The sequence below is a fragment of the Pseudoalteromonas sp. TAP-3C genome, assembly GCF_059888565.1.
The window spans coordinates 2,599,803-2,625,874 of sequence record NZ_CM187618.1 but is presented as its reverse complement, the minus strand read 5'-3'; the positions used below and the strand labels follow the sequence as shown (position 1 = coordinate 2,625,874).

Here is a 26,072-nt window from a genome sequence, read left to right as displayed (position 1 = left end):
TTATTACTGATTTTTATGCAAAAGCTTAAGGAGCTATAAGTGAAAAAAGTACTGATTGTTTGTTTAGGTAATATTTGTCGCTCACCGACGGCTGAGGCGGTATTGAGGGCACGCGCTAAAAAGTTAGGCATTGATCTGCTAGTGGATTCGGCGGGAACCATTGGTCATCACGAAGGTAACTCGCCAGACAGACGCTCAATGCAGGCCGGTGAAAAACGCGGTTATAGTTTTAAAGGTATTTTTTCGCGCAAGGTACGCAGCAGTGATTTTAGCGAGTTTGACTTGATTTTAGCTGCAGATACGCAAAACCTCGCAGATTTAAACGCACGCTGCCCTGGGCATTTACAATATAAGTTAGCGTTATTTTTAGAGTATGGAGAGCAAGCGCAAAGTGCAATACCCGATCCTTACTATGGCGGTGATGATGGCTTTGAAAAAGTGCTCAATTTAATAGAGGCCGCCAGCGATAACATTTTAGCCAAGTTAAAATAGCTATAGTGTTAAATTAAAAGGCGCTTGAAGCGCCTTTTTGTAGCAATTCGCTTAATTAAGTGAATGGGTATTATCTGTAATTAACGGTTTACTTTAAAGTCGAGCTGCACTTGAGAAATTGCAGTAATGGCTTTACCGTTTTCAAATTTAGGTGCATAGCGCCACTGTGCTAATGCTTCTATTGCCGATTTTTCAAAGGCTACGCCGCCTTGTGAACTAAGTACTTGCGGGTTTTTTACAAAGCCTGATTCATCCACTTCAAACTCCATAATTACACTGCCATCTTTACCAAAGCGAGCTTTATTATTAGGGTATTTAGGGTTAACGCGGTATAGCGGCGTTTGTTCTTGGCTTTCTTTCCACGGCACCATTTTAGCAATTGCTATACAGTGTTTAGTGGCTTCATCGCTTTTGCCTTGTTGTTCATACAAGCCAATTAGCCGAGAGTGTGCGGTAAGCTCTGCGTTGTGATCGTAACTTAAGCTTTTATCAAACACGTTGATCACGCGATTAAGTCTTTCAATCGCTTGGTCGTATTTTTTTCTACCTTGTGCAAACGATGCCATTAAAAAATCAGCTTTAATTTGCTCTATTGAGTTTTTAGGTAAGTGAGCCTGATAATACTCATCGGCCTCTTCTAGGTAGTTTTTGGCCTCTCGGTATTTTTTATGGCTAAATTTATTCGCTAATATCGTCGCCGCTTCTAATTTCATATCGGCTACAAATTTAGGCTTGTTTTGTGTGTTTGCGATTGTAATTACTTGATCTAAATAATAGTCAGCTTTTTGAGCTGAAGGTGCAAAATTAGCCATGCCCATTAAAGCATCAATATTTTTTAGTGATTGCTTACCATGATTCTTGACTAAAATGGTATAGGCTTGCTGGTACAGCGCAAAGCGTTTTTCAATCGAGTGGTTACCATACCCATTAATTGATTTTGCATAGTTAATAGCTAAGTTTGCAGTGTTATCAGTATTTTCACTGTAAACAGCTTTACCTAATGTGTAAGCCTGCTTCGCGGCTTGTTGCACATTTTCTTTAGTTTTAACCGCATTTAAGTAATTTTGATAAGCCTTGTTAAATTCTACTTGGGGGTCGTTTACTTGCACTGCAAGTAAAGAGCTACTGACCATAGATAACAGTAATACAAGTTTGTTTAGTTTCATAATAATCCCTATTTTTTATTAGCAGCAATGTAGCAAACCCTTGCGTGTTTGTCATTTTTTTAGGTAAACCAAGGTAAAGACTTACTGATAATTATTTATACTTAAAGATTGAAAATAGCCGCTGTCGTCGCCATATATGAGTAATAAAATAGGGCTGTACTACGATCTAATTTTGAACTTTTGTGATATTATCACTTTATCGTGTCGTAGTTTTTAAATATTTGGATTGGTCGTGGCGCAAGTAAGAGCAAGAGTCCAGCTTAATGTGGGCAAAAATAGTGATATTCCAGCAGAAATTATTTCATTTAGTGGCTTAAAAGATGGCCAAGAGCATGTTGCTTTAGTGTTTAATAACGCTGATAGCCAACAAAGTGTGCCGCTTATTCGAATGCATTCAGAATGTTTAACAGGCGATGTGTTTCATTCGTCACGTTGTGATTGCGGTGAGCAGCTAAATGAATGTGTTGAAATGATGCATGAGCAGGGTGGCATTTTACTCTATTTACGCCAAGAAGGCCGTGGCATTGGTTTATACAATAAAATAGATGCCTATGTTTTGCAGTCACAAGGCATGAATACCTATGAGGCTAATAATCATTTGGGTTTTGCTGATGATTTACGTGATTTTTCGGATGCGGTGTTAATGCTTAATGCGCTTAATTTAAAACATGTTAAGTTAATGACTAATAACCCTAAAAAGCTCAACGCATTAAAAGATGCCGGTATAGAGGTTGATTCTGTTATAGGTACGCATGCACATATTAAAGCAGGGCTTTCGGGTAATAAGGCATACCTAGAGACCAAAATTAAGCATGGCTCGCACATGCTGGATATTAAGAAAATTAAAAAACCTTAATATTACTTATCTGCCTCTGTAATACCAACCAACGCCGAGTTATACTCGGCGTGTTTTGTTTTAATTAAGAGCAAGTATGTCTACACAATTACGAATTTTTAAAGCGGATGCTGGGTTAAAGTGGTTTAAAGCCGGTTGGCTAATTTTTAAAACTCAACCATTAACGTTTATTTTTATGCACTTGTTGATTGGCATTGTTGGCCTGTTGTCATTATTTTTGCCGTTACTACAAATAGTGGCTGCGTTGGCAACACCATTTTTAACCGCAGGTTTTTATCAAGCGGTGCTGACTAAACAGCAAGGTGGCAAAATTATGCTAGCCGATATTTTAAAACCGTTTTCAGCCAAAGGAAATCGGCTGGGCTTATTTCGCTTAGCACTTTATCAAATGGGGGCGGGAATTTTAATTGCATTGCTCGCTAATGGTTTATTCGCAGATGCGATGGCGGTTATGACCCAGCCTAACCTAGATCCTAATACAGCCGTTAGCCAAATGCTTGAAAGTATTTCTTTTGCCAATGTGGCGCTGTTTTTAATTGTGCTGTCGGTATACTTTACCTCGTTTGCCTATGCCGTGCCGCTGGTTTACTTTAATAAAGAGCAGCGTATTTTAAATGCCTTAAAAAAATCGTTTATGGTGTTTTATTATAATATTTTACCATTGAGCATTTATGGTATTATTTGCGCATTACTCATGGTGGTTTCGGTGTTCTTATCGTTACTACCGCTATTGATATTAATGCCAATTTGCTACATTAGTTTCTTTGTTTCTTATCAGGCTATTTTTATGCCGGTTGTGCCGCCAAGTGATGACAATAACATTAAGCCTTTAAGCAGCGAGCAAAGCGGACGCTTTGACGCTTAATGGATGATACGTTAAAACAAAAGCTAAAAAACTATGTACTTTGGTTACTTGGAAGGCAAGAGTATTCGCGTCGAGAGTTAACCCAAAAGTTACAGCAAAAAGAAGCAACTGACGAGTTCATAGAAAACCTGCTTGATTGGTGTGAGAAACACAATTTTATAAACGAGCAGCGTTATTGTGAAGGGTTTGTAAGAAAGCATATATTTAAATGCCACGGCTTAAAGCGAATTCAAAGTGAGGCCATGGGTAAAGGGATTGATAGAGCACTGCTTGAAACAGTGGTTGAAGAGCTGGAAATAGATTGGTTTGAGCTCGCGCAGGAAGCGTACAACAAAAAATATTCAACGACACCGGCAAACCTCGAGTACAAAGAAAAAGCTAAGCGCGTGCGCTACTTAATGTACCGAGGTTTTAGCTATGATGAAATAAATTTTGCAATGCAAGCACAGTAAATACAGGTGAGACTTTCACATGCAGCACATGACTACCGCACAAATTAGGCAACAGTTTTTAGACTTTTTTGCCAGTAAACAACATCAAGTTGTTCCCTCTAGTTCGCTTATACCGGGTAACGATGCCACATTATTATTTAATAATGCCGGTATGGTGCAATTTAAAGATGTATTTTTAGGCGCAGAAAGCCGTCCTTATACACGTGCAACCAGTTCGCAGCGTTGTGTACGTGCTGGTGGTAAACACAACGATTTAGAAAACGTAGGTTACACCGCACGACACCATACTTTTTTCGAAATGCTAGGTAACTTCAGCTTTGGTGATTACTTTAAACAAGATGCGATTAAATTTGCGTGGGAATTTTTAACACAAGTTGTAAAACTCCCAAAAGAAAAGCTGTTAGTGACTATTTATCATGATGATGAAGAGGCTTTTGGCTACTGGGCAAACGATATAGGTTTACCTGAAGATCGTATTATTCGCATTGCGACTAGCGATAACTTTTGGTCCATGGGGGATACCGGTCCTTGTGGTCCATGTTCTGAAATATTTTATGATCACGGTGAGCATATTTGGGGAGGCCCTCCGGGTACGCCTGAAGAAGATGGCGATCGTTTCATTGAGATTTGGAACTTAGTATTTATGCAATACAACCGTCAAAGCGACGGGACTATGTTGCCACTGCCTAAGCAATCTGTTGATACGGGTATGGGTCTTGAGCGTATTTCAGCTATTTTACAAGGTGTGCATTCAAACTACGAAATTGATTTATTTCAAGGTTTAATTGCCGCAGCGGCAAGCGTTACCAATGCCCAAGATATGAATGATAAGTCGCTTCGCGTAGTTGCCGATCATATTCGTTCGTGTGCGTTTTTAATCTTAGACGGGGTGATGCCATCAAACGAAGGGCGTGGTTATGTGTTGCGTCGTATTATTCGTCGTGCAGTACGTCACGGTAATAAGTTAGGTGCTAAAGGCGCGTTTTTCTATAAGTTGGTTGCTGCACTTATTGAGCAAATGGGTCAAGCGTATCCAGAACTTGCTAAGCAACAAGAAATTATTGAAAAAGTACTGCGTATTGAAGAAGAGCAATTTGGTAAAACCCTTGAGCGTGGTTTAGCTATTTTAGAGGAAAGCCTAAGTGATTTAACCGGTGATGTGATCCCCGGTGATTTAGTATTTAAGCTTTACGATACCTATGGTTTTCCTGCAGATTTAACAGCCGATGTAGCGCGTGAGCGCCAGATGACGATTGATCATCAAGGCTTTGAAGCATGCATGGCAGTACAACGTAAAACAGCGCAACAAGCCGGTAAGTTTGGTGCTGATTACAATGACCAATTAAAATCAGACAAACACACTGACTTTAAAGGCTACGATAGCACTCATTACCGTGGCACTGTGGTCGAAATTTTTGCCGGTGGCAAAGCGGTATCATTACTTGAAGATGGTCAACAAGGTATTATTGTTTTAGACCGCACGCCATTTTATGCAGAATCTGGTGGTCAAATTGGTGATAGCGGCACAATTACTGTAGCTGGTGGTGAGTTTGTTGTTACTAACACCACTAAACTGGGTGATGCATTTGCACACCATGGCACAGTGCAAGGGCGTATTGGGGTTAACGATAAAGTTGATGCAAATATTGATGCTAAACGCCGTGACAGCATCAAGAAAAACCACACAGCTACCCATATTCTTCACCAAGCATTGCGTCAACTTTTAGGTGAGCACGTATCGCAAAAGGGCTCACTTGTGCAGCCAGATCGCCTGCGTTTTGACTTCTCGCATTTTGAAGCGGTGACCAAACAAGAGCTGCGCGAAATTGAGCGCGTAGTGAATGACGAAATTCGTGGTAACTTTGCACTCAACACTGAGCTAATGGCGATTGATGATGCTAAAGCAAAAGGTGCAATGGCATTGTTTGGTGAAAAGTACGATGACGAAGTACGTGTCGTAACCATTGGTGATTACTCAATTGAGCTTTGTGGTGGTACACACGTCGAGCGTGCGGGCGACATTGGCTTATTCAAAATTGTATCTGAAAGCGGTATTGCTGCTGGCGTTCGCCGTATTGAAGCGGTAACGGGTGCAGAAGCAATTACTTATGTCAGTGAGCAAGAACAGCAATTAGCTGATGTTGCAGCGCTGGTAAAAGGCGACAGTGCCTCAGTACTTGAAAAAGTAACAGCCTTACTTGAAAAATCGAAAGGACTTGAAAAACAAGTTGCCCAGCTTAATGATAAACTAGCCAGTGCGGCAGGTGCATCGTTACTTGATTCAGTGGTTGAAATTAACGGGGTGAAATTACTGGTAGCCAATGTTGAAGGGACTGAATCAAAAGCGCTTCGCGGCATGGTTGATGATCTTAAAAACAAGATTGGCTCAGGTGTTATTGCGCTTGGTGTTGCCACAGGTGACAAAGTAAGCCTAATTGCGGGTGTAACTAAAGACTTAACGGGCAAAGTAAAAGCCGGTGAATTAGTTAATCACATGGCAGGTCAAGTAGGTGGTAAAGGCGGCGGTCGTCCAGATATGGCACAAGCGGGTGGTTCACAGCCACAAAACTTAACGGCAGCACTTGATAGCGTAACCGCTTGGTTAACTGAGCGTACTTAAGCTTAAGTGGCGCTTATAGTTCAAAAATTTGGCGGCACTTCGGTAGGCTCAATAGAGCGTATTGAAGCGGTCGCCGATCTTGTTGTTAAAACCAAACAACAAGGCCACCAAGTGGTGGTGGTGCTCTCGGCAATGTCGGGAGAAACCAATCGTTTAATTAATCTTGCCAAACAAATCGACTCTCGCCCTAGCAGTCGTGAACTCGATGTGTTACTCAGTACTGGTGAGCAAGTCTCTATTGCTTTATTAGCGATGGCTATTATTAAGCGCGGCCATTCAGCAGTTAGTTTATTAGCCGATCAGGTTAATATATTAACCGATAACATGTTTGGCAAAGCGCGTGTAGAAGAGGTTGCTGCAACACGTTTAAAACACGAACTTGAGCATAATCGCATTGCTATTATTGCCGGGTTTCAGGGGCGCGACATTGAGGGAAACGTGACTACGCTTGGGCGTGGTGGTACCGATACCTCGGCAGTTGAAATTGCCGGTGCAATAAAAGCCGATGAGTGTCAGATCTATACCGATGTGGACGGCGTATATACTACAGATCCGCGTGTAGAACCTAACGCACGACGCTTAAGCCATGTTACTTTTGCTGAAATGCTTGAGCTGGCAAGTTTGGGTGCTAAGGTGTTACATATTCGCTCCGTAGAGTCTGCTGGTAAGCACAATGTGCCGTTACGGGTTTTATCTAGTTTCAAACCTGACGCAGGTACATTAATAAGTTTTGAGGAGAGCGACGTGGCGAGCAACGTGGTGTCGGGTATTGCATTTAATGCAGATGAGTGTTTAATTAAGCTACATGGAATGCCGCAAGGATCTAAGCACCTTACAAAAGTTTTGAAACTTTTTGCTGATAATGGCATCGAAATAGATATGATTAATCAAACTAATCATAAAGCTGAAAAAGTCGACTACGCTTTCACAGTGCATTTAAATGATTATTTAAACGCGCTTGATTTGTTAACCGCCGCTCAACAGCAACTAGACGCACAGGTAATTGATGGTTTAATGAATGTGGCGAAAGTGTCAGCTGTGGGTATGGGCATGAAATCCCATTCTGGAGTAGCAAGTTTATTTTTTGATTCGTTAGCAAAAGAGAATATTGATGTGATGTTTATTTCAACCTCAGAAATAAAGATTTCAGTTTTAATAGATGAAAAATACCTAGCGTTAGCTGTTCGTGCATTACATAAGACATTTTTAACAGAAAATGAATAGATTGAGAGTTTTTACTTACTATTTAGTCTAATTTTAATTAAAATGTAAACGCGGAATCTTATAATTTTATTGGAACATGGGAGCAAGAGAATGCTAATACTAACTCGTAGAGTAGGCGAGACCCTTATGATAGGTGACGAAGTTACCGTTACTGTTTTGGGTGTTAAAGGAAATCAAGTTCGTATCGGTGTGAATGCACCTAAAGACGTATCAGTTCATCGTGAAGAAATTTACATGCGTATACAAGCTGAAAAGTCTAACCCTAATCCGGACAATGCTTAATCAATAGAGTATTAAATGTTTAGTTAATCACTATGACATTTGTAAAAGCCACTCACTGAGTGGCTTTTTTGTTTATAAAATCAATGGTTTCATCGTTGAGTATGGCTTTTGAAATGTACTGCATACCGCTTTTACTTTTTAACAGTAGTCCGCGATCTGTGGTAATAATTTCAATAATATCGTGCCACGCTAATTGGTAGTCTTTGTAATGATTAGAAGACGTTATTCCGTTTTCGTCGAAGGTGAGGGTAACTTCAGAGCCTGACGCTCTGCTGAGCATTTGTCTTGTGGCCCACCAAGGGCGGCGATAGTAAAAAGCAATGCATTCAAGTAAGGCTAACATCAGTAAAAATGTGCCCAGGTAATGATCCCCTAAACCATAAATGCCAAATAATCCTAATACAACAAGCAGTGCTAATAAAAAATATTTAGGTTGTGCGCGCTTACTGTAGGGCAACGACTGGTCGAAGCATTCATAAAAGTAAGGTTTATCGAGTTTGTAGGTTGTCGTAAATACCATGCATCTATACTTAACATTTATTTTTTATCATTTTAGCAAGCTATGGCATTAATACGCAGCTTAAATGAGATAAATTATTAAAAACGCTGTAAATTTTAGATATAAAAAAACGACCCTGAGGTCGTTTTAAAGAAAAATGATTGTAAATTAACAGTTTGTTTCTTTAGCATTAACGCCTTCTTTTACTTCTTCACAGGCGTCTTCTACTTTGTTTTGTACATCTGTCACTGCTTCGTCGATGCGTTCACCCGCTTCTTCTGCGTGATTGTCTTCACAACCCATAATAAATGCACTTGCAAATAGAGCAATAGCGACTGCTTTGATTGTTGATGATTTCATAATGTAATTCCTTATATAAAAGTTTAAAAGAGTTTGTCGTTTCGTTATCTATCTGGGGCCTTTACCGCGTAAAGCACCAGAGATAAGTGAAATAACCAGTAAAACTAAAAATATAAAAAATATGATTTTAGCAATACCTGTTGCGGTTCCTGCAATACCACCAAACCCTAAAACGGCTGCGATTAGAGCGATCACCAAAAATGTAATTGTCCAGCGTAACATTGATATCTCCTTATTGTGTTAATATTATTCTAAAGTACTAAAGTAAGCGAATATCGTGCCAGTATATTTTATTTATTAAAATCATGTATTTAAGTTTGTTGTGGTGTTTTTCTTTATTTAATTAGTAATTTTTACGATTTTATCGGTAACTTATTCACAGTTATATATGATGAAATAAAAAGTTATGTGAATCTATTTATTTTGGTAAGACCAATTTCTATTTGGTTTAAGTGTTACTGAATAACTTACTTAATAAGTTTGCTTTATATATCTTTTGTTTATAACGAACATTTTTAATATCTATCTTACAAGGCTAAATAAGCTATTTTAGGTGGTGTTAACTTTATTGATGATATGTTACTTTAAGTTTAATTGGTTTTACCAATTTACAACTTGTGGGCAAAAGAATCGCTTTTGTTATTGTGTGTGAATAATTATTTAAATAAACTGACTTTTTATTTTTTATGGTTTGAAAGGAGAGAATTATGGATATAGGGGCTTCGCTGATAACTGCGGGCAATTTAATGCTGACAGGTATGGTGAGTGTATTTGTATTTCTTTCTTTATTGATTGGTGCTGTGGTAACCATGTCTAAATTGGCTGCCAAATTTTCTCAGCCAGAGGTGGACGCACCACAAAGAGTGCCATCTTTTAAATCTCAAGGCGTACCAAGTGAACACATTGCTGCAATTAGTGCTGCCATCGCTCAGTACAAAACAAATAATAATTAGAGGAGCATGAAATGGCTAAATTGAAAATAACAGAACTCGTACTGCGTGATGCACATCAATCCTTATTAGCTACTCGCATGCGCTTAGACGATATGTTGCCTATTGCTAAAAAAATAGATGATGCTGGTTATTGGTCTATTGAGTCTTGGGGAGGGGCTACTTTTGATTCGTGTATACGTTATTTAGGTGAAGATCCATGGGAGCGTATTCGCGCGCTTAAAAAGGCCATGCCCAATACGCCACAACAAATGCTACTTCGTGGGCAAAACCTATTAGGTTATCGTCATTATGCAGATGATGTGGTTGAAAAGTTTGTAGAGCGGGCGCATGAAAATGGCGTTGATGTATTTCGTATTTTTGATGCAATGAACGATGTACGTAACTTAGAAACAGCTATAAAAGCAGCAGTTAAAGTAGGTGCGCATGCCCAAGGTACTATTTCTTATACAGTAAGTCCGGTTCACACTCTCGATATGTGGCTCACGCTTGCAAAGCAGCTTGAAGAATTGGGCTGTCATTCAATTTGTATTAAAGATATGGCGGGACTACTTAAGCCGTATGATGCAGAAAAACTAATAAAAGCGTTAAAAGAAACGGTTTCAGTGCCTATTGCCATGCAATGTCATGCAACCACAGGTTTGAGTACTGCAACTTATCAAAAAGCCATTGATGCTGGCATAGATATGCTCGACACCGCTATTTCATCAATGAGTATGACTTATGGTCATTCAGCAACCGAAACAATTACGGCAATTGTAGAGGGAACAGATCGCGATACAGGCCTTGATCTAAATCACTTAGAAGAGATAGCCGCATACTTTAGAGATGTACGTAAAAAGTATGCAGCGTTTGAAGGAAGCTTAAAAGGTGTTGATGGGCGAATTTTATTAGCACAAGTGCCCGGTGGCATGTTAACTAATATGGAAAATCAGCTCAAAGAGCAAGGCGCTGCTGATAAACTAAACGAAGTATTACTCGAAATCCCGCGCGTGCGTGAAGATCTCGGTTTTATTCCATTGGTAACACCTACCTCGCAAATTGTTGGTACTCAAGCTGTATTAAATGTTCTCACTGGTGAGCGTTATAAAACCATTACCAAAGAAACTGCAGGCGTATTAAAAGGTGAGTATGGTTCAACCCCCGCACCGATGAACAAAGAACTACAGGAGCGTGTACTCGATGGTAGCGAAGCAATTACCTGTCGCCCGGCGGATATCATTAAACCTGAGCTTGAAACATTAGAAGCTGAGTTAGTCAAACTTGCACAAGAGCAAGGCTTAACGCTTGCTGATGAGCAAATTGATGATGTGCTCACCTATGCGTTATTTCCGCAAATTGGTTTGAAGTTTATTAAAAATCGTAATAATCCTGATGCATTTGAACCTGTTCCTAGCGCCGATGACAGCTCAAGTAAAGCAACTGAACAATCAAAAGCAAGTAACAAAGGTGTTAAGGCCGAACAATACAGCGTTAAGGTCGATGGTAAAGTATACGATGTGGTCGTGGCTCAAGGTGGTGAACTTAAAGAAGTTACCCTCAAAGACTCTGAACATATTCCTCAGTCGGCATCAGTTGCTTCAGGTGAAACCCTTAATGCACCACTTGCCGGTAATATTTTTAAAATTAAAGTAAAACCAGGGCAAGTAGTCAATGAAGGGGATGTGGTGATTATTATGGAGGCCATGAAAATGGAAACCGAGGTACGCGCCATGCATACGGGTACTGTTGCAAACGTGCTTGTGTCTGAAGGCGATTCAGTGTCCACCGGCGATGCAATGATTGCCCTGGCTTAAGGAGTAAATAGAGGATGGATGGTATTTTAAACCTCTGGCATGCCACAGGTATTGCTAACTTTACATTGCCCGGGTTGCTGATGATTGCCGTTGGTTGTTTGTTGCTATTTTTAGCAATAGCCAAAAAATTTGAACCATTACTACTGTTACCAATTGGTTTTGGGGCTATTTTAACCAATATTCCGGTGGCTGGCTTATCAGACCCTGGTGGCTTACTTTACTATGTTTACTATGTCGGTATTGATACTGGTATTTTTCCGCTATTAATATTTATGGGCGTGGGGGCGCTCACTGATTTTAGTGCCTTGATTGCAAACCCGCGTATGTTGCTATTAGGCGCCGCTGCACAGTTTGGTATTTTTGCGACTTTATTTGGTGCTATTTTGCTTAACTTTATTCCGGGGTTTGAATTTAGTTTACAAGATGCGTCAGCGATTGCCATTATTGGTGGTGCAGATGGACCGACAGCCATTTTTTTAGCATCAAAACTAGCGCCTGACTTACTCGGTGCTATAGCCGTAGCCGCTTACTCATACATGGCGCTGGTTCCTATTATTCAGCCGCCTATTATGCGTGCGTTAACAACACCGCAAGAGCGTCAAATTAAAATGCCTGAACTGCGTAAAGTATCTAAAAAGGAAAAAATTATTTTCCCACTGGTGGTACTTACTTTAACGGCATTATTTTTACCCGTTGCCATTCCTTTGGTTGGTATGTTTTGTTTAGGTAATTTAATGCGTGAGTCGGGCGTGGTGGATAGGCTTAGTAACAGTGCCCAAAATGAAATCATTAATATTACCACTATATTTTTAGGGTTGGCTGTAGGCTCCAAACTTGCTGCAGAACAGTTCTTAACCTTAGAAACCATTGGTATTTTAGTGCTGGGTGCCTTGGCGTTTTCTATTGGTACCGCTTCGGGGGTATTTATGGCAAAAGGCTTAAATAAAATATCAAAAACCCCGATAAATCCATTAATTGGTGCCGCCGGGGTCTCGGCTGTACCGATGGCGGCGCGTGTAGTTAATAAGGTCGGACTTGAAAATAATCCACACAACTTCTTACTAATGCATGCAATGGGGCCTAATGTTGCTGGTGTACTCGGTAGTGCGGTCGCTGCCGGTATTTTACTTGCCCTGGTTGGTTAAATATACTTAGACTCAACCTATTAGCGCAGTTTACTGCGCTTTTTTTTGCCTAAAAAACTTAACGTAAACAGTTTCTTGTTTAGGTTTTTTTGTTTACAGTAATCATTCTTTATATTTTTAAGGGCTGTCTAATATGTCACACACTCCGCTGGCAAAATATCTCCCAAATGCAAGTAAGCTGATATTTGGTTGTATGGGCTTAGGAGGTGCATGGGATAAGAGTGCGATCAACAGTGCGCACTTACAGCAAGGACATGCATGCATAGATACAGCGATTGAGGGCGGAATTAATTTTTTTGATCATGCTGATATTTATACCTTAGGTAAGGCTGAACAAGTGTTTGGTAAGGTGCTTGCTCAGCGCCCAAAGCTTAGAGAAAAAATATATATCCAGTCTAAGTGTGGTATTCGTTTTGCTGATGAGAAAAACTCACAACGCTATGATTTTTCTGCCGATTGGATTGAGCGCTCAGTAGCAGGCTCATTAAAGCGATTAAATACCGACTACATAGATGTGCTGATGTTGCAAATCAAATAGAGGCGAGTTTGCAAAAGCATCAATGGGTCGATGAAGGCATTTATGTCGGTAATACCGATGGCAAAGATATTAACTTTACGCCAGGATGTATTGAATATTGCCGTGAGCATGATATTCAAATTCAAAGCTGGGGCAGTTTATGCCAAGGTTTATACTCGGGGGGCGATTTATCCAAGGCTTCACCTGCGGATATAAATACCAGTATTTTAGTGAGTAAACTTGCCATACTCTATGAAACAACGGCTGAAGCAATTGTATTGGCTTGGCTGTTGCGTCATCCTGCATTAATTCAGCCTATTATTGGCACTACTAATGTAGAGCGTATCAAAGCCTCGTGTGGTGCAATTAATATTAATTTAAGTCGTGAGCATTGGTACCAGTTATATATTAGCGCCAAAGGCTGTGCACTACCGTAACTTAATATCAAGAAGGTGATATGAACATATTTGTTATTTTAATTAGCTTGGTAATTGCTTTAGTGGTTATTATTCCTTTACTAGAAAAATACCAGAGTAAAATGGGGCTTGAAAACGCCACTAAATACAGCAAGTATATTTGGCCACTGGTTATGATCTCTTTGGTTGTGCAGCTTATATATGTTCTTTTAAATTAATCTATAAAAAAGCCTTTGCGGGTAACTCCAGCAAAGGCTTTTTTATTTAAGCATCGAAAATGTTTATTTAAGTGCTAGCTGTAATTCACGGTTACGCTCTAATTGGGCAATAAAGTTATCAGCAATTGGCTTAAATTTAGCCAGCTCTGAACGAGGTAATGGTTCAGACTTGGGCAGCTCAACGGTTTTAGGATTACGGTGAACGCCATTAACCAAAAACTCATAATGTAAATGTGCACCGGTAACACGACCTGTTGCACCAACTGTACCTATTTGTTCACCTTGTTTAATTTTTTGTCCTGTTTTAACTAAGCGTTTATTAAGGTGTAGATATTTAGTAACGTATTGTGTACCGTGGCTAATAAATACGTAATTACCATTATATTTGCTGTAGCCAGATTTAATTACTTTACCATTACCCGATGACACCACAGGCGTACCTGTACGCGCTGCGTAGTCAATACCGCGATGCGCTTTAACTTGTCCAGTTACTGGATGCAAGCGGCGAGGGTTGAAGCTTGAACTAATATATTTAAAGTTAACCGGTGCACGCAAAAAAGCTTTTTTCATACTGCGGCCTTCAGGGGTATAAAAATTACCGTCTGTGTGACGAATTGCTGTGTAGCGCTCACCTTGGTTGATAAATTCAGCGGCAATAATTTTACCAGTACCAATAAACTCACCATCAACATAATGAGATTCGTAAATTAAACCAAATTCATCACCCTTACGAATGTCGTTAGCAAAATCTACGTCCCAGCCAAATATATCGGCAAAATTCATAATTTGGCGTTCGCTCAACCCTGCTGCGATAGCTGAGGTCCAGAAGCTGTTTGAAATTTCACCGCCAACAGTTTTGCTAAGCGTTTCTATTTCTTTGCTGTCGATAGATGTGTCGTATTGGCCTTCGTCATTAAGGGTAACAAACAGGGTGTCTGTTTTAGAAATAACATAGCGTAATTGGGCCAGCGAACCATCCTCTGCAGTAGCAAAACTCAAGGTTTCACCAGGGTGGATTTTGGTTAGTTTGCGTGTTTCGGTATTGGTATTTACAAGTTTGTAAAGTGTTTGCGCAGAAAACCCAGCGCGCTTAAAAATGATCGCTAAGTTGTCTCCATTTTTTACAATATGGTCGACAAATTCGTATTCTGGAAGCTTTTGCGTTACTTGCTCTGAATTTAAGTCTGTGAGTTTTTCGTTTTCACCTACTTTTATTTGTAATTCGTAGCGCTTACCAATTTCTAGCGTGCTCTCGCTATTGTCTTTGGATGCAGTGGCTTTTTCAGAAGGAAGAAAGGTTAAGGCAACAATAGCAGAAGCCAAACCTAGAATAAGCATTTTGTGTTTTTTGGGGAGCGTGTTTACCACGTAAACCATAACGTGCCTTTTTCTGCTGTCAAGATAATAAATGGGCCATATAGCAGGATATAACGAATAATCGGTGAATACTAGTATTTTGTAGATTTAAACTCGAGTTAAATTAAGCTAAAATCACAGAGTATTCAGGCTGTATATGCTGATTGTAGTGTAGTAACAATTATTTTTTAATTTTAAGTAGAATATTTTTTTAGAATAATCTGAAATTAACTTGTTAAATAATGCAATGACAAGAAGTAATTAATCTATAAGTTTTTTTAAGTTCATTTAGCTGGTTTCTTAAGCATTATTAATAACTACTTTTTATTCCTTTTTAGAGCCTACCGCCTCGTTTTTAGTTAGTGCCATAATTAACTAAAAAAGTTATTCTAATTAAGTGGAAATTTGTTATGTTAGCTAAATAGTTTTATTTGTTTTGTGATAACGCGCTAGCAATAAAATGTGAGCATATTATACCCCCTTCGTTGTCAGAATTTTTTGGAGTAACACACAGTGGATTTACAAACCGCTCTAGCAGAGATAAAACGCGGTGCAGAAGAGATATTAATTGAAGATGAGTTGGTTGAAAAATTAAAGTCGGGGAAAAAGCTAAAAATTAAAGCTGGTTTCGATCCTACGGCTCCAGATTTGCACCTAGGTCACACTGTACTCATTAATAAAATGAAAACCTTTCAAGATTTAGGTCATGAGGTTATTTTCTTAATTGGTGACTTTACCGGTATGATTGGCGATCCAACAGGTAAAAATGTGACCCGCAAGCCGCTTACGCGTGATGACGTGCTTGCTAACGCTGAAACCTATAAAGAGCAGGTGTTTAAAATCTTAGATCCAGCTAAAACAACTGTCGCATTTAACTCTACTTGGATGGAGAAGTTAGGCGCTGCGGGCATGATCAAGTTAGCCGCTCGCCAAACTGTGGCACGTATGCTTGAGCGTGATGATTTTAAAAAGCGTTATGCAGGCGGCCAATCTATTGCAATTCATGAATTTTTATACCCATTGGTACAAGGTTGGGATTCTGTTGCACTTGAATCTGATGTTGAGCTTGGCGGTACAGATCAGCGCTTTAATCTTTTAATGGGGCGTGAGCTGCAAAAAGACGAAGGCCAAAAACCACAAACCGTATTAATGATGCCTTTACTAGAGGGGACTGATGGCGTTCAGAAAATGTCGAAGTCACTAGGTAACTACATCGGTATTACAGACACGCCTTCAGACATGTTCGGTAAAATTATGTCAATTAGTGATGTACTAATGTGGCGTTATTATGATTTATTAAGTGCGTTGTCTATTGAAGAAATTGCAGTGCAAAAACAGCGTGTAGAGCAAGGCACTAACCCACGTGATATTAAAATTGAATTAGCGAAAGAGCTTATTGCACGTTTTCATAGTAAAGCCGATGCACAAGCCGCGCATGATGATTTTATTCAGCGCTTTCAGAAAAAAGCACTGCCAGATGAAATTCCTGAGCTGACGGTTAATATTGATGAAGAGTCAATTTTAATTGCTAACTTGCTCAAAGAAGCGGGTTTAGTAGCCAGTACTTCAGAAGCAATGCGGATGATCAAGCAAGGCGCCGTAAAGCTTAATGGCGAAGATAAAATTACAGACACTAAATTGGAAGTAGCAAAAGGCACTACAGCTATTTACCAAGTAGGCAAGCGCAAGTTTGCAAATATTACGATTGCTTAATGCTATAAGTAATTAAATAAAAAACCAGCGGCGGCTGGTTTTTTTATGCGAGTTTAAAACTCAGAACAGCCTTAATAATTTCAAGGCTAATAATAACCAGTAACCAAAATAACCGAGTTTGATTAAGGATATTGAGCAGTTTTGCTACATCATCAGCATTTGGCAGGCGCTCCACTCCAACACGCATTTTATTAAAACGCTGCTTGTTATATATAGCAGGGCCACCAAGTTGTAACGCTAAAGAAGCAGAGCAAACACTGAGTAACCAACCTGTGTTGGTTTGATAAAAGTGACGTCCATAATGCTTAATATAATGTAGGCTTTTTTTACTGGCTTTAAGTGAAGCAATTGTCAATGCCAGTAAACGAATCGGTATATATTCAACAACAAAAAGCGTCAGTTTAAGCGGCATTAAAAAAGCGCTGTTAGGGGTAATGTCAGCTCGCCAAGCGTGTTGGATTAAGGTAAGTAAGCGGTAGGCAAGAGTGGCAATTGGGCCTAGTAATAAAAAAATAAAAATAACCACAAAGTAATGCCGTGCCGTTCTAAGTATGACACTTTCCATAACGGCTTTAATGATCCCAGAACTTGAAAGTGTTTTGACCTCGCGTGCTACCAAAGGCTTTAATAACTCGCGCGCTGTCGATTTTTGATTTTTTTTAACCAGTCTGGCTATACGTAATGCTTTTTTATTTAAGCTACTGCTTTCTAAGCATAAATATAAAATAAAACCAGATAACAACTCAGGGTAGAAAGCAAATTCTAGGAGCAAAACGACAATAATCATAACAACAGTAAGAACAAGTACGCTTGCTAATGAAGCCGCTAAATAATGGTATTGTTTGCTGTCTGTCTTTTTATAAAGACGCTGGCCAATGGCGTTAAAAACAGCACCGAGTATATGATTAGGGTGATACCAGCTAACTAAAGGTAAAAAGCGCTCAGCAAGGAGCGCACAAATAAATACAATAAAGTCCAAATGGTTTTGAACTATATTATTGAGCATTTACAGCGTAACCGCCGTTAACTTCTCAAGTAAGGCCAACACCATTTTTGACGAATTAATAGAGGCTGTTTCTAAATAGTCTTCGAATGATTGTGGAGACTCCTTACCAGCAATATCAGACATTGAACGAATAACCACAAATGGCGTATCAAGTGTAAAACACGTTTGCGCAATTGACGCCCCTTCCATCTCTACTGCCAACATAGCAGGGAAGTCACTTCGTGTTTTTTCAATACGAACAGGGTCGCACATAAACGAGTCGCCAGTACAAATTAAGCCAACGAGGGTTTTTATCTCACTAATTTGTGCAATTGTTTGCTCGGCCGCTTCTACAAGTTTAGGGTGAGCAGTAAAACCTGCTGGCATTTGCGGTACTTGGCCAATTTCGTAACCAAATGCTGTTACATCTACATCGTGATGACGAACTTCTGATGAAATCACCACATCACCCACATTAAGTGAAGGGTCGAAGCCTCCAGCAGAGCCTGTGTTGATAATACAATCTGGTTTGAAGTTATCGATAAGTAAAGTGGTTGCAATAGTAGAGACCACTTTACCAATACCTGATTGCACTAAAGTTACAGTGTTATTTGCAAGCTCACCGGTGTAAAAGGTAAAACCTGCTTTGGTTAAAACCTGTGGATTTTTCATCGCCTCGCGTAAAATTTTAACTTCTGGCTCCATTGCGCCAATAATACCAACATGCATAGTGTTAAGTTCCTAAATTTGAATAGGGTGATTATACTGTAAAAAATAACGTAGGGTAAAATAAACAAAAATGCGAGCTTAAAAAGCCCGCACTTTAAAGCGACGTATTGTTTATATTTCAGCAAGAGCCGTTGATTGCGCTTTCGCTTGAGAGGGAGATAATACCGCCGGTTTATTTACTCGCGTACGCGTAGGGCGTAAGGGTTGCGATTTAGCAGGTTTGCCTAGCTTAAACATAATAGCGTCGCGCACCTCGCTTGAGCGGTAGCCCGATTTTACCTTCATACGAATGTGTGGAATGCCCGCGGCTTCTAATGCACCGTTAACAAACCAATCACGCTGTGCTTTGTGACCATCTTTGTTAGTATTATTAACCAAATCAACAGCAGCGACTATAGTCATTTTTTCTTTGTCTATCAGTACAAAGTCCAGCTGTTTATTTTTTACTTTAGCTAATGCCGCGCGTTTAGATTTAGCCGACAGACCTTGTTTACAATCAATTACATCGATTAGCTTAACACGGCTGACAATTTTATATTGATCGCCAACGGCACGCTCTAATAACCCTAAAAAAGCCCCTTCAACTTGAGTAAATACACTCTGTTTACGGGTAAAAGGATAAGGGTTTCCGCCATCATCATTAAATTTTGACGCAACCACGGATGCCCCAACAACCAGTACTAATATTAATAATAAAGCGAATTCCATACGGTAACTCCATAACAACAAATTGACACTGCTTTTTGAAAGCAAGTTATGTGCCTAAATAGTTGTTATGGCTATTTTATTAACGAATGGAGGTGAGCATTATTATGCTTTTATTTAGCCCACTAGGTTACAAATGTCGCGCCAAGATTACTTTACTGGGTTGACAAATTTTAATCGAGAAAAGCCTATAGCTCCTAAAAATAAGTGCAATAAATATAAAATTTTACGGTTTTTATCACACACTATGAAATTAGCGGATAGATAATGCTAAAATTAGTCTTTAATCATACTTACTTATAAAAATAAGCATTTAGCTAAGAGAAAACTGACATATGACAGATTCTTCTTTGAACCCATGGGTTCGAGTACTTTCTAGTTCAATAACTCGTTTTGGCGAGTTCAAAACTGCGGCTATTTGCTATGCACTATTACTGACAGTATCGATGGTTTTATCAAGTATGTTTTATTACGTTGCCACAGGCGAAATAAATTTAGTTGATATATTGGCAGTGGTGTTTTTTACTGCTGTTGTTTCTCCTCTTGTCATAAGTGTGCTTCTTAACTCTATTTTGCAACTTGATGCCTCTTACGCTTACTTAGACAGCGCTACAAAACAAGAAAAGCTTTTAAATCAAACCTTAAAAGACAATATTAATCGTTTAAATATTGAAATTGATGAACGTAAAATGGCTTTTCACGCCAAACATCGCGCCATTGAAGAGCTTAGACGTGAAATTGCAGAGCGTAAAAAAACCCAACAAGAACTCGCACAGCAAGGTATGCTTCTTCGCTCGATTGTAGACTCTTCGCCGGATTTATTTTATTACCGCGACAATAATGGGGTGTTTGCCGGTTGTAATAAAATGTTTGAAGAGGTGATGGGTAAAACCAGTGGCGAACTAATTGGTAAAACTGCTGAGCAGATATTTCCAAGTCACTTTTTATCTGAAGTATTAAGAACTGATGAGCAAGTTGAACACACGCATCAAGGCTTAACTATAGATGTAGAGTACTCAGTAAGTGGTGAGATTAGATGGTTTGAGTTACGTAAACTTCCCTTTATTAATGAACAAGGGGATTATATTGGTTTACTGGCATTTGGGCGGGATATTACTAGTCGTAAAGAAGCCGCACAAGCACTGGAAAAAGCCTATAAAGACAAAGGGAAATTTATTGCCACATTAAGCCATGAGTTACGCACTCCCCTTAATGGTATTGTTGGCCTAACGCGTATGTTGTTGGATACCGAACTAAATAAACAGCAGCGTAGCTGGTGTAACACGGTGTTTTCGAGTGCTGAAACGCTGGGGAATATTTTTAATGATATTATAGATTTAGATAAAATAGATCGTGAACAATTAGACATTGCTGCCAACGAAATTAATGTGTCGGATTTTATTAATGATGTGGTTAATTTTGCCGGTTTGATTGCTGAGCAAAAAGAGCTATCGTTTGAAGTGAAGCGCTCGGGAATGCTTGATATATACGCTTTACTTGACCCGACTCGTTTACGCCAAATTGTTTGGAACTTAATTAACAACGCCGTTAAATTCACCCAATATGGTAGTGTAACTCTCGATTTTGCTAGAGAAAACCGTGCAGATGGTCCGTGGTTAATTATTAAAATACTTGATACTGGTGAAGGTATACCTCAGGAGCAACTTACCCGTATTTTTGATATGTACTATAAAGCGCCTGATCTCAAAGGCACTAACGCAATAGGCTCAGGTATTGGCTTAGCGGTTACTAAAGCGCTAGTCAGTGCAATGAAGGGGATTATTACTGTTAATAGTACGTTAGGTGAGGGGAGTTGCTTTACCGTACAAATTCCGTTGCAGTTATGCACTGCACCAACCGAACACAGCTATGTTGGCCGCAGTTTATATATTTTATTAGTTGAAGATGTCCCTTTAAATGCTGAAATTGCTATTAACTTGCTAGAACAGCGTGGCCATGAGGTACTTTGGGCTGAGACAGGTGAAGATGCTTTGTCATTTGTAGAAACAGAAGATGACTTAGATTTAGTGCTACTTGATATGCAATTACCAGATATTAATGGCGATGAAGTAGCAAGGCAAATTCGCTCGCAGAGTCATTTTGATCAACTGCCTATTGTTGCACTTACCGCGAATGTTCGAAGTGCGGAGGAAGAGCTCAAAGGCATTTCTATTCAAGGCGCGCTTGCTAAACCAATAAACACCAGCAAGCTAGATAATATGTTGGCTGAACTATTTGGTATAAAACAAGTGCAAAGTGAGGCTCCTCAACCACTTTTGAATCAAGAGGTATTAAGTCAGATAAATACTGAACTATTAGATATTGAAACTATAGAAGACTTTGTAAGTTCGATGGGGGTTAAAGTGTTTAACCGCAGTAGTCAGTTGTTTGCAAAGCTAAATCCACAGTATCAACAAGAGTTATCAGTTTCGTTAAAAGCTGCTGATAGAGAAGAGTACAAATCGGTTGCACATAAGCTTAAAGGCGCTGCAGGTTCAGTGGGTCTTAATGATGTGCAATTGCATGCAAAGCAAATGGAGCATGGGGCATTAGAGCAAAGCGATGAGGTGTTAGCGCAGTGGCTTGATGAATTAGCAGATAAAATAAATGAAGGACAACAGGCCCTTCATTTATTTTTACAACAATTAGAATAGCTAATTAACTGTCTATTTTACCAATGAAGCGATAACCTTCACCGTGGATAGTGCTGATTAACTCTGATGTAGAGTTGTCACTTTCAAAGTGTTTGCGGATACGACGAATAGTAACGTCAACCGTACGGTCGTTAGCGCGAAGCTCTCGGCCAGTCATGTGCTTTATTAGTTGCTCACGGCTAAATATACGACCTGGAGAATCAAGCATTAAACGCAACGCTCTGTACTCTCCTTTAGGTAGGCGTTTTGCATCCCCGTTTGGAGATGTAAGGCAACGACTGTTTTCGTCAAGTTCCCAACCGTTAAAAGTGATCACGCCATTTGTTTCAATAGCAGATTCTTCAGCACCTAACGCAGTACGCGTAATTAAATTACGTGCACGAATAGTTAATTCACGTGGGTTGAAAGGTTTAGTAATATAGTCATCAGCACCAATTTCAAGACCTAAAATACGGTCTACATCATTGTCACGGCCTGTTAAGAAAATAAGACCAACTTTGCGTTTTTGGCGTAATTCGCGAGCTAAAATAAGCCCGTTTTTACCTGGCAGGTTGATGTCCATAACTACAAGATTGACGTCATCGTTATTTGTAAGCTTATCATGCATATCATCGCCATCAATGGCTTCAATAACTTTGTAACCTTCGGCTTCAAATAAACTAACGAGGTTTAGTCTAGTTACGTCTTCATCCTCTACGATCAGAATGACTGGCGTTTGCATTTTTAATTAACCTTTTTGGAGTGTGTTTTATTTATAAAATCGGCGTGATCATCAAAACCGACTACTAGAATTATAGGATTATATCTAAATGTTAACAAGTAAAAACACATTAGATAAAACAGCTGCGCGTCAAACCTACTTTGACGTATTATTAAAAACCGCAGCTTAATTGATACTTAACGTTGAATGTATAATTTGAATTATAAAGTCGAAGCCATTTCCCTTTAATAATTGACACATTCATCAACCACCTAAAGATACTTAAAATAATCAGACTAATTCAAAATGAAATTATATCACTTTCCAACTTTTCAGCAATGTATGTGATATGTTAAACGCAATTAAGTTCATTTATTGTTTAAATATACAGCATTAATAGTACAACTGTTTAATGCATTTCGTTTAAATGTGGTCATAAAGTGGTAATTCAAGGGGATTAATAAATTTATTTGGTTCTTTTAAGGTAATGTAATAACAAACTGCGCCCCTTTTGGGTGTTTAGTATCTAGCACTATTTCTCCCGCTAAGGCTTGAGTAACTAAATTATAGACCAAATGCATACCTAAACCACTGGCTCCTTGTCCACGTTTTGAGGTAACAAATGGATCAAATATTTTCGCTCTGATATTTTTTTCAACACCCTCACCGTTATCTGAATAGATGATCTGCGTTTTTTCTGGCGTTGAGACAATATCAATCTGTATTTCATTATTCTCTCCCGCTTTAAATCCGTGAAGTAAAGAGTTTAAAATGAGTTGATGGAATATTTGCTGTAATGGCCCTTTTTTACTTTCAATAGTTAAATCTGCTGGGCAATTTATAATCATTTTAGGTTTTTTTATTTTTAACTCTTGCCCTATTGATAATAATGTATCGTTTATTAGTTGATGTAAATTGACGGTGTTTGCGATTTCATCATCGTTAATTACCGCTACTTTTTTAAAGTTAGAGATAAGTTCTGCGACGCGGTTTAAACTGCTGTAAATTAGATCTAAGTTTTCAAGACCATCGTTAGTAAATTGCTCAAATTGGCTGGCAGTGAGTGATTTGTTTTGGAAACTAATTTGTAGTTCTGCGAGTTTATCTCGTAATAGGGTCGAGCCTGTAATGCCAAGCCCAATAGGGGTATTTACTTCATGAGCAACACCTGCCACCATTTGCCCTAATGAAGCCATTTTTTTATTTTCAACAATTTGAGTTTGATATTGGTGCATTTTTTCAAGTGTTGACAACAGCTCTTTATTTGCCTCTCTAAGTGCAATCGTTCGTTGGTTTACTTTTTCTTCAAGGTTTAAGTTTAATAGTTTAATTTCTTGTTTATCTTCTTCATGGCGTTCTATTTGTCTTTGTGTTCGAGCTAGCATTACATTTAAGCTATTTGAAAGCCGTGTTATTTCAGTTAAGTTGGTCAAAGGTGCGCGAGCGTAATAGTTGCGATTTCTGGCTATATTTTGAAGTAGTAAGCTCAAATTTTCTATTGGACTAGCAATCCGTTTTTGCAGCCTTAAAATAATCAAACTAATAAAAATAAAGATAAGAGTCATAATAACGATATCGATTATAATTTTTTTAGCAATTAACTGATTTAAATTATCTAATCTTCCTCTTATATATACATAGCCTAGCAATTGCTCGTCATTAAGTATGGGAGTTATGTACTCAATATACTCATTACTGACTTGTGGTTTTGTGAACTCATTGATACTGTCGGTTTTAATGGGAACAGGGGGCGATTTTCGAGCATTAAAGCTGGTAAAAAATACCGGTTTATTAGTTTTTTCATCTAAAGCATATATATGTAAATTTGTTACTGATGAAACTTGCTGAAGAAGCTTTAAGCGTCTTTCTTCTGCGGGTCTATTTTTATTAAGTAATGAGGGCATAGCATCAAAGGCAATGATTTCTGACACCAAAACAAGTTTGCTAATGAGTTGTTTTTTTTGTTCTTGCGCACTTAAATAAGTAGAAATAGAAAGTGATAATAACAAACAGATAGCGGTTATAAGCATGATGGTTTTAAACAATATGCTACGAATGCTATTTTGCGCTACAGTTTTGGACATTGCGAGAAGGCCATCCGTGTCAATTGTGAATCTGATAAATAGTAGTTTAGCAAAAACAGCAAAAAGTGAAGTAAAAAGATTAGCTTAATTACACTATTTATTTTTATAAAGTAAATATGCGGCTAATATACCGCACATTTATGTTTTGATAGGGGGTTAATAGTTTTAACTACTGTATACGGCAAATTTGTTGTTTTTAAATACGGTGTGATAACTATCAAATTGGGCTTCTAAAATAGGTGGGTATTTTAAAAAACTATTAGCAACAATGGTTAACTTACCTGTTTTAGTTAGGTGCTGTTTAGCATTATTTAAAAAGGACTCGGCAACTGTGTAGTCAGTTGCAATCCCGGTATGAAATGGTGGGTTGCTAATAATTAAATCAAACTTACCTGCAATGCTGCTTAAACCATCGCTCAGTATGGCTTCACCCTTAACGTTATTAAGTTTAAGCGTTTGTGTTGTTGCATAAGCAGCAAGTGCGCTTACATCACTACATGTAAATGTAAGCGCCTGATTTTTTAGCCCTAAAAACGTAGCAATAAGTCCGGCGCCACAACCAAAATCGAGTACTTTACCGTGCTTTAGCTTCGGTGCATTTTCTAGCAGCATTTTCGTACCTGCATCAAGGGCGCCATGGTTAAACACGCCAGGAATACTTACAGCAGTAAACTCAATATCACTTACGTTTATCACAAACTCTTTGTGGTAAGTACTAATATCAAATACTTGACTAAGCATTATTTCTGAAAATGAGTACAAAACACAATGTTTTGCCGAGTCTATTTTATTACTAAATGCCGCTTTACCGGCGAGTTGTTTTTCAATTGATTTAACACCGCTCTTATTTTCACCCACGACTAGCAGCTCTGCGTCTTTGCATATAACTGCACGTATGTTATCGAGCGCCATTAATAGCTCGGGCTTAGACTTGGGGTAATAAAGAATCACTAAATCATATTCACCGGCATTAATCGTGTGATTAACAACGACATTTATACCCGATATGTTTTTAGCAAATTCACCATTTGCATGGTTGTAGCTAAAAGCCGTTATTGTACTTTGTGGGTTGAGCGTTTTTAGCGAATTTAAAAAGCCATCTTGAACAAAGTTGACCACCAATATTGATTTACCTTTTAGCTCCTCGCTGTTGCGAAGTAATAGAAGGCTCGGATTGGTTAATATGCTCATAAATGGCTTTACCTTACTTGATTATTTAATTTACGGTTACCTAGGGTCTGTTGACCTTTGCGGATTACAATTTGTTCAAACTAGGGGCGGTTTAATC

At 38.9% G+C, this 26,072-nt stretch carries 24 protein-coding genes and 1 pseudogene; 14 read left to right on the top strand and 11 right to left on the bottom strand.

Translation table 11 applies throughout. The annotated features are described in order from the left end of the window. The first annotated feature begins 39 nt into the window (after positions 1-39). Positions 40-492 (top strand): low molecular weight protein-tyrosine-phosphatase, encoded by a 453-nt coding sequence (locus AC6H44_RS12320; protein WP_500735815.1) that lies wholly within the window; start codon positions 40-42, stop codon positions 490-492. Between the two features lie 80 nt (positions 493-572). On the opposite strand, the gene AC6H44_RS12315 is transcribed toward AC6H44_RS12320, so the two are convergent. Continuing rightward, on the bottom strand, positions 573-1,658 hold the full coding sequence (locus AC6H44_RS12315) for an energy transducer TonB (RefSeq protein WP_500735814.1): 1,086 nt from the start codon (positions 1,656-1,658) through the stop codon (positions 573-575). Between the two features lie 232 nt (positions 1,659-1,890). Here AC6H44_RS12315 and AC6H44_RS12310 point away from each other — a divergent pair, with 232 nt between their 5' ends. The 6 genes from AC6H44_RS12310 to csrA all read left to right on the top strand — a co-directional run bounded on the left by AC6H44_RS12310 (position 1,891) and on the right by csrA (position 7,957). Next, positions 1,891-2,514, top strand: a complete 624-nt coding sequence (locus tag AC6H44_RS12310) for a GTP cyclohydrolase II (RefSeq protein ID WP_500735812.1) — start codon at positions 1,891-1,893, stop codon at positions 2,512-2,514. 76 nt (positions 2,515-2,590) lie between these two features. After that, entirely contained in the window at positions 2,591-3,379 is a 789-nt protein-coding gene (locus AC6H44_RS12305; RefSeq protein WP_500735811.1) for a BPSS1780 family membrane protein, read from the top strand. Next, complete coding sequence (locus AC6H44_RS12300; RefSeq protein WP_500735809.1) at positions 3,379-3,831, top strand: regulatory protein RecX; 453 nt, start codon at positions 3,379-3,381, stop codon at positions 3,829-3,831. Before AC6H44_RS12305 ends, AC6H44_RS12300 begins: the two co-directional genes overlap by 1 nt. Positions 3,832-3,850: 19 nt before the next feature. Next, the gene (gene alaS, locus AC6H44_RS12295) at positions 3,851-6,451 is read left to right on the top strand and encodes an alanine--tRNA ligase (protein WP_500735807.1); all 2,601 of its coding nucleotides are present in this window, start codon (positions 3,851-3,853) and stop codon (positions 6,449-6,451) included. Between the two features lie 6 nt (positions 6,452-6,457). Further along, positions 6,458-7,675, top strand: coding sequence for an aspartate kinase (locus AC6H44_RS12290; protein WP_500735806.1), 1,218 nt, complete (start codon positions 6,458-6,460; stop codon positions 7,673-7,675). 90 nt (positions 7,676-7,765) lie between these two features. Further along, the gene (csrA, locus tag AC6H44_RS12285; RefSeq protein WP_372858612.1) at positions 7,766-7,957 is read left to right on the top strand and encodes a carbon storage regulator CsrA; all 192 of its coding nucleotides are present in this window, start codon (positions 7,766-7,768) and stop codon (positions 7,955-7,957) included. A gap of 52 nt (positions 7,958-8,009) precedes the next feature. Here the strand turns inward: csrA and AC6H44_RS12280 are convergent, their stop codons facing one another. The 3 genes from AC6H44_RS12280 to AC6H44_RS12270 all read right to left on the bottom strand — a co-directional run bounded on the left by AC6H44_RS12280 (position 8,010) and on the right by AC6H44_RS12270 (position 9,038). After that, positions 8,010-8,477 (bottom strand): YcxB family protein, encoded by a 468-nt coding sequence (locus tag AC6H44_RS12280; protein WP_500735805.1) that lies wholly within the window; start codon positions 8,475-8,477, stop codon positions 8,010-8,012. Positions 8,478-8,624: 147 nt separating this feature from the next. After that, on the bottom strand, positions 8,625-8,816 hold the full coding sequence (locus tag AC6H44_RS12275) for a hypothetical protein (protein WP_500735804.1): 192 nt from the start codon (positions 8,814-8,816) through the stop codon (positions 8,625-8,627). 48 nt (positions 8,817-8,864) lie between these two features. Next, positions 8,865-9,038, bottom strand: a complete 174-nt coding sequence (locus AC6H44_RS12270; RefSeq protein WP_500735803.1) for a DUF1328 domain-containing protein — start codon at positions 9,036-9,038, stop codon at positions 8,865-8,867. Between the two features lie 485 nt (positions 9,039-9,523). On the opposite strand from AC6H44_RS12270, the gene AC6H44_RS12265 reads away from it, so the two are divergent. The 5 genes and pseudogenes from AC6H44_RS12265 to AC6H44_RS12245 all read left to right on the top strand — a co-directional run bounded on the left by AC6H44_RS12265 (position 9,524) and on the right by AC6H44_RS12245 (position 13,858). Continuing rightward, positions 9,524-9,769: an OadG family protein gene (locus tag AC6H44_RS12265; RefSeq protein WP_500735802.1), complete on the top strand. Its 246-nt coding sequence runs from the start codon at positions 9,524-9,526 to the stop codon at positions 9,767-9,769. A gap of 11 nt (positions 9,770-9,780) precedes the next feature. Beyond that, positions 9,781-11,562, top strand: a complete 1,782-nt coding sequence (oadA, locus tag AC6H44_RS12260) for a sodium-extruding oxaloacetate decarboxylase subunit alpha (RefSeq protein WP_500735801.1) — start codon at positions 9,781-9,783, stop codon at positions 11,560-11,562. A gap of 14 nt (positions 11,563-11,576) precedes the next feature. Further along, positions 11,577-12,707, top strand: a complete 1,131-nt coding sequence (locus tag AC6H44_RS12255; RefSeq protein ID WP_500735800.1) for a sodium ion-translocating decarboxylase subunit beta — start codon at positions 11,577-11,579, stop codon at positions 12,705-12,707. A 133-nt stretch (positions 12,708-12,840) separates the two neighbouring features. Then, a pseudogene (locus AC6H44_RS12250) lies at positions 12,841-13,661 on the top strand (aldo/keto reductase). 20 nt (positions 13,662-13,681) lie between these two features. After that, positions 13,682-13,858, top strand: coding sequence for a hypothetical protein (locus tag AC6H44_RS12245; RefSeq protein WP_500735798.1), 177 nt, complete (start codon positions 13,682-13,684; stop codon positions 13,856-13,858). 63 nt (positions 13,859-13,921) lie between these two features. Here AC6H44_RS12245 and AC6H44_RS12240 read toward each other — a convergent pair whose 3' ends face one another. Beyond that, positions 13,922-15,235 carry a peptidoglycan DD-metalloendopeptidase family protein gene (locus AC6H44_RS12240; RefSeq protein WP_500735796.1) on the bottom strand — a complete coding sequence of 438 codons (1,314 nt, stop codon included), beginning with the start codon at positions 15,233-15,235 and terminating at the stop codon, positions 13,922-13,924. A 492-nt stretch (positions 15,236-15,727) separates the two neighbouring features. Here AC6H44_RS12240 and tyrS point away from each other — a divergent pair, with 492 nt between their 5' ends. Beyond that, entirely contained in the window at positions 15,728-16,927 is a 1,200-nt protein-coding gene (gene tyrS / locus AC6H44_RS12235; protein WP_500735795.1) for a tyrosine--tRNA ligase, read from the top strand. A gap of 43 nt (positions 16,928-16,970) precedes the next feature. On the opposite strand, the gene AC6H44_RS12230 is transcribed toward tyrS, so the two are convergent. The 3 genes from AC6H44_RS12230 to AC6H44_RS12220 form a co-directional block, all read right to left on the bottom strand. After that, complete coding sequence (locus AC6H44_RS12230; protein WP_500735794.1) at positions 16,971-17,933, bottom strand: cobalamin biosynthesis protein CobD/CbiB; 963 nt, start codon at positions 17,931-17,933, stop codon at positions 16,971-16,973. Beyond that, the gene (mtnN, locus tag AC6H44_RS12225) at positions 17,934-18,641 is read right to left on the bottom strand and encodes a 5'-methylthioadenosine/S-adenosylhomocysteine nucleosidase (RefSeq protein WP_500735792.1); all 708 of its coding nucleotides are present in this window, start codon (positions 18,639-18,641) and stop codon (positions 17,934-17,936) included. It lies immediately after the preceding gene. Positions 18,642-18,752: 111 nt separating this feature from the next. Then, the gene (locus AC6H44_RS12220; protein ID WP_500735791.1) at positions 18,753-19,349 is read right to left on the bottom strand and encodes a DUF2726 domain-containing protein; all 597 of its coding nucleotides are present in this window, start codon (positions 19,347-19,349) and stop codon (positions 18,753-18,755) included. 332 nt (positions 19,350-19,681) lie between these two features. Between AC6H44_RS12220 and arcB the strand changes: the two genes are divergently transcribed. Beyond that, positions 19,682-22,000, top strand: coding sequence for an aerobic respiration two-component sensor histidine kinase ArcB (gene arcB / locus AC6H44_RS12215; protein ID WP_500735790.1), 2,319 nt, complete (start codon positions 19,682-19,684; stop codon positions 21,998-22,000). Between the two features lie 4 nt (positions 22,001-22,004). Here arcB and arcA read toward each other — a convergent pair whose 3' ends face one another. The 3 genes from arcA to AC6H44_RS12200 all read right to left on the bottom strand — a co-directional run bounded on the left by arcA (position 22,005) and on the right by AC6H44_RS12200 (position 25,975). Next, positions 22,005-22,721 (bottom strand): two-component system response regulator ArcA, encoded by a 717-nt coding sequence (gene arcA / locus AC6H44_RS12210; protein ID WP_500735789.1) that lies wholly within the window; start codon positions 22,719-22,721, stop codon positions 22,005-22,007. Positions 22,722-23,179: 458 nt separating this feature from the next. Further along, positions 23,180-24,784 carry a sensor histidine kinase gene (locus tag AC6H44_RS12205; RefSeq protein WP_500735787.1) on the bottom strand — a complete coding sequence of 535 codons (1,605 nt, stop codon included), beginning with the start codon at positions 24,782-24,784 and terminating at the stop codon, positions 23,180-23,182. Between the two features lie 165 nt (positions 24,785-24,949). Beyond that, positions 24,950-25,975: a methyltransferase gene (locus AC6H44_RS12200; RefSeq protein ID WP_500735786.1), complete on the bottom strand. Its 1,026-nt coding sequence runs from the start codon at positions 25,973-25,975 to the stop codon at positions 24,950-24,952. Positions 25,976-26,072 lie beyond the last annotated feature (97 nt).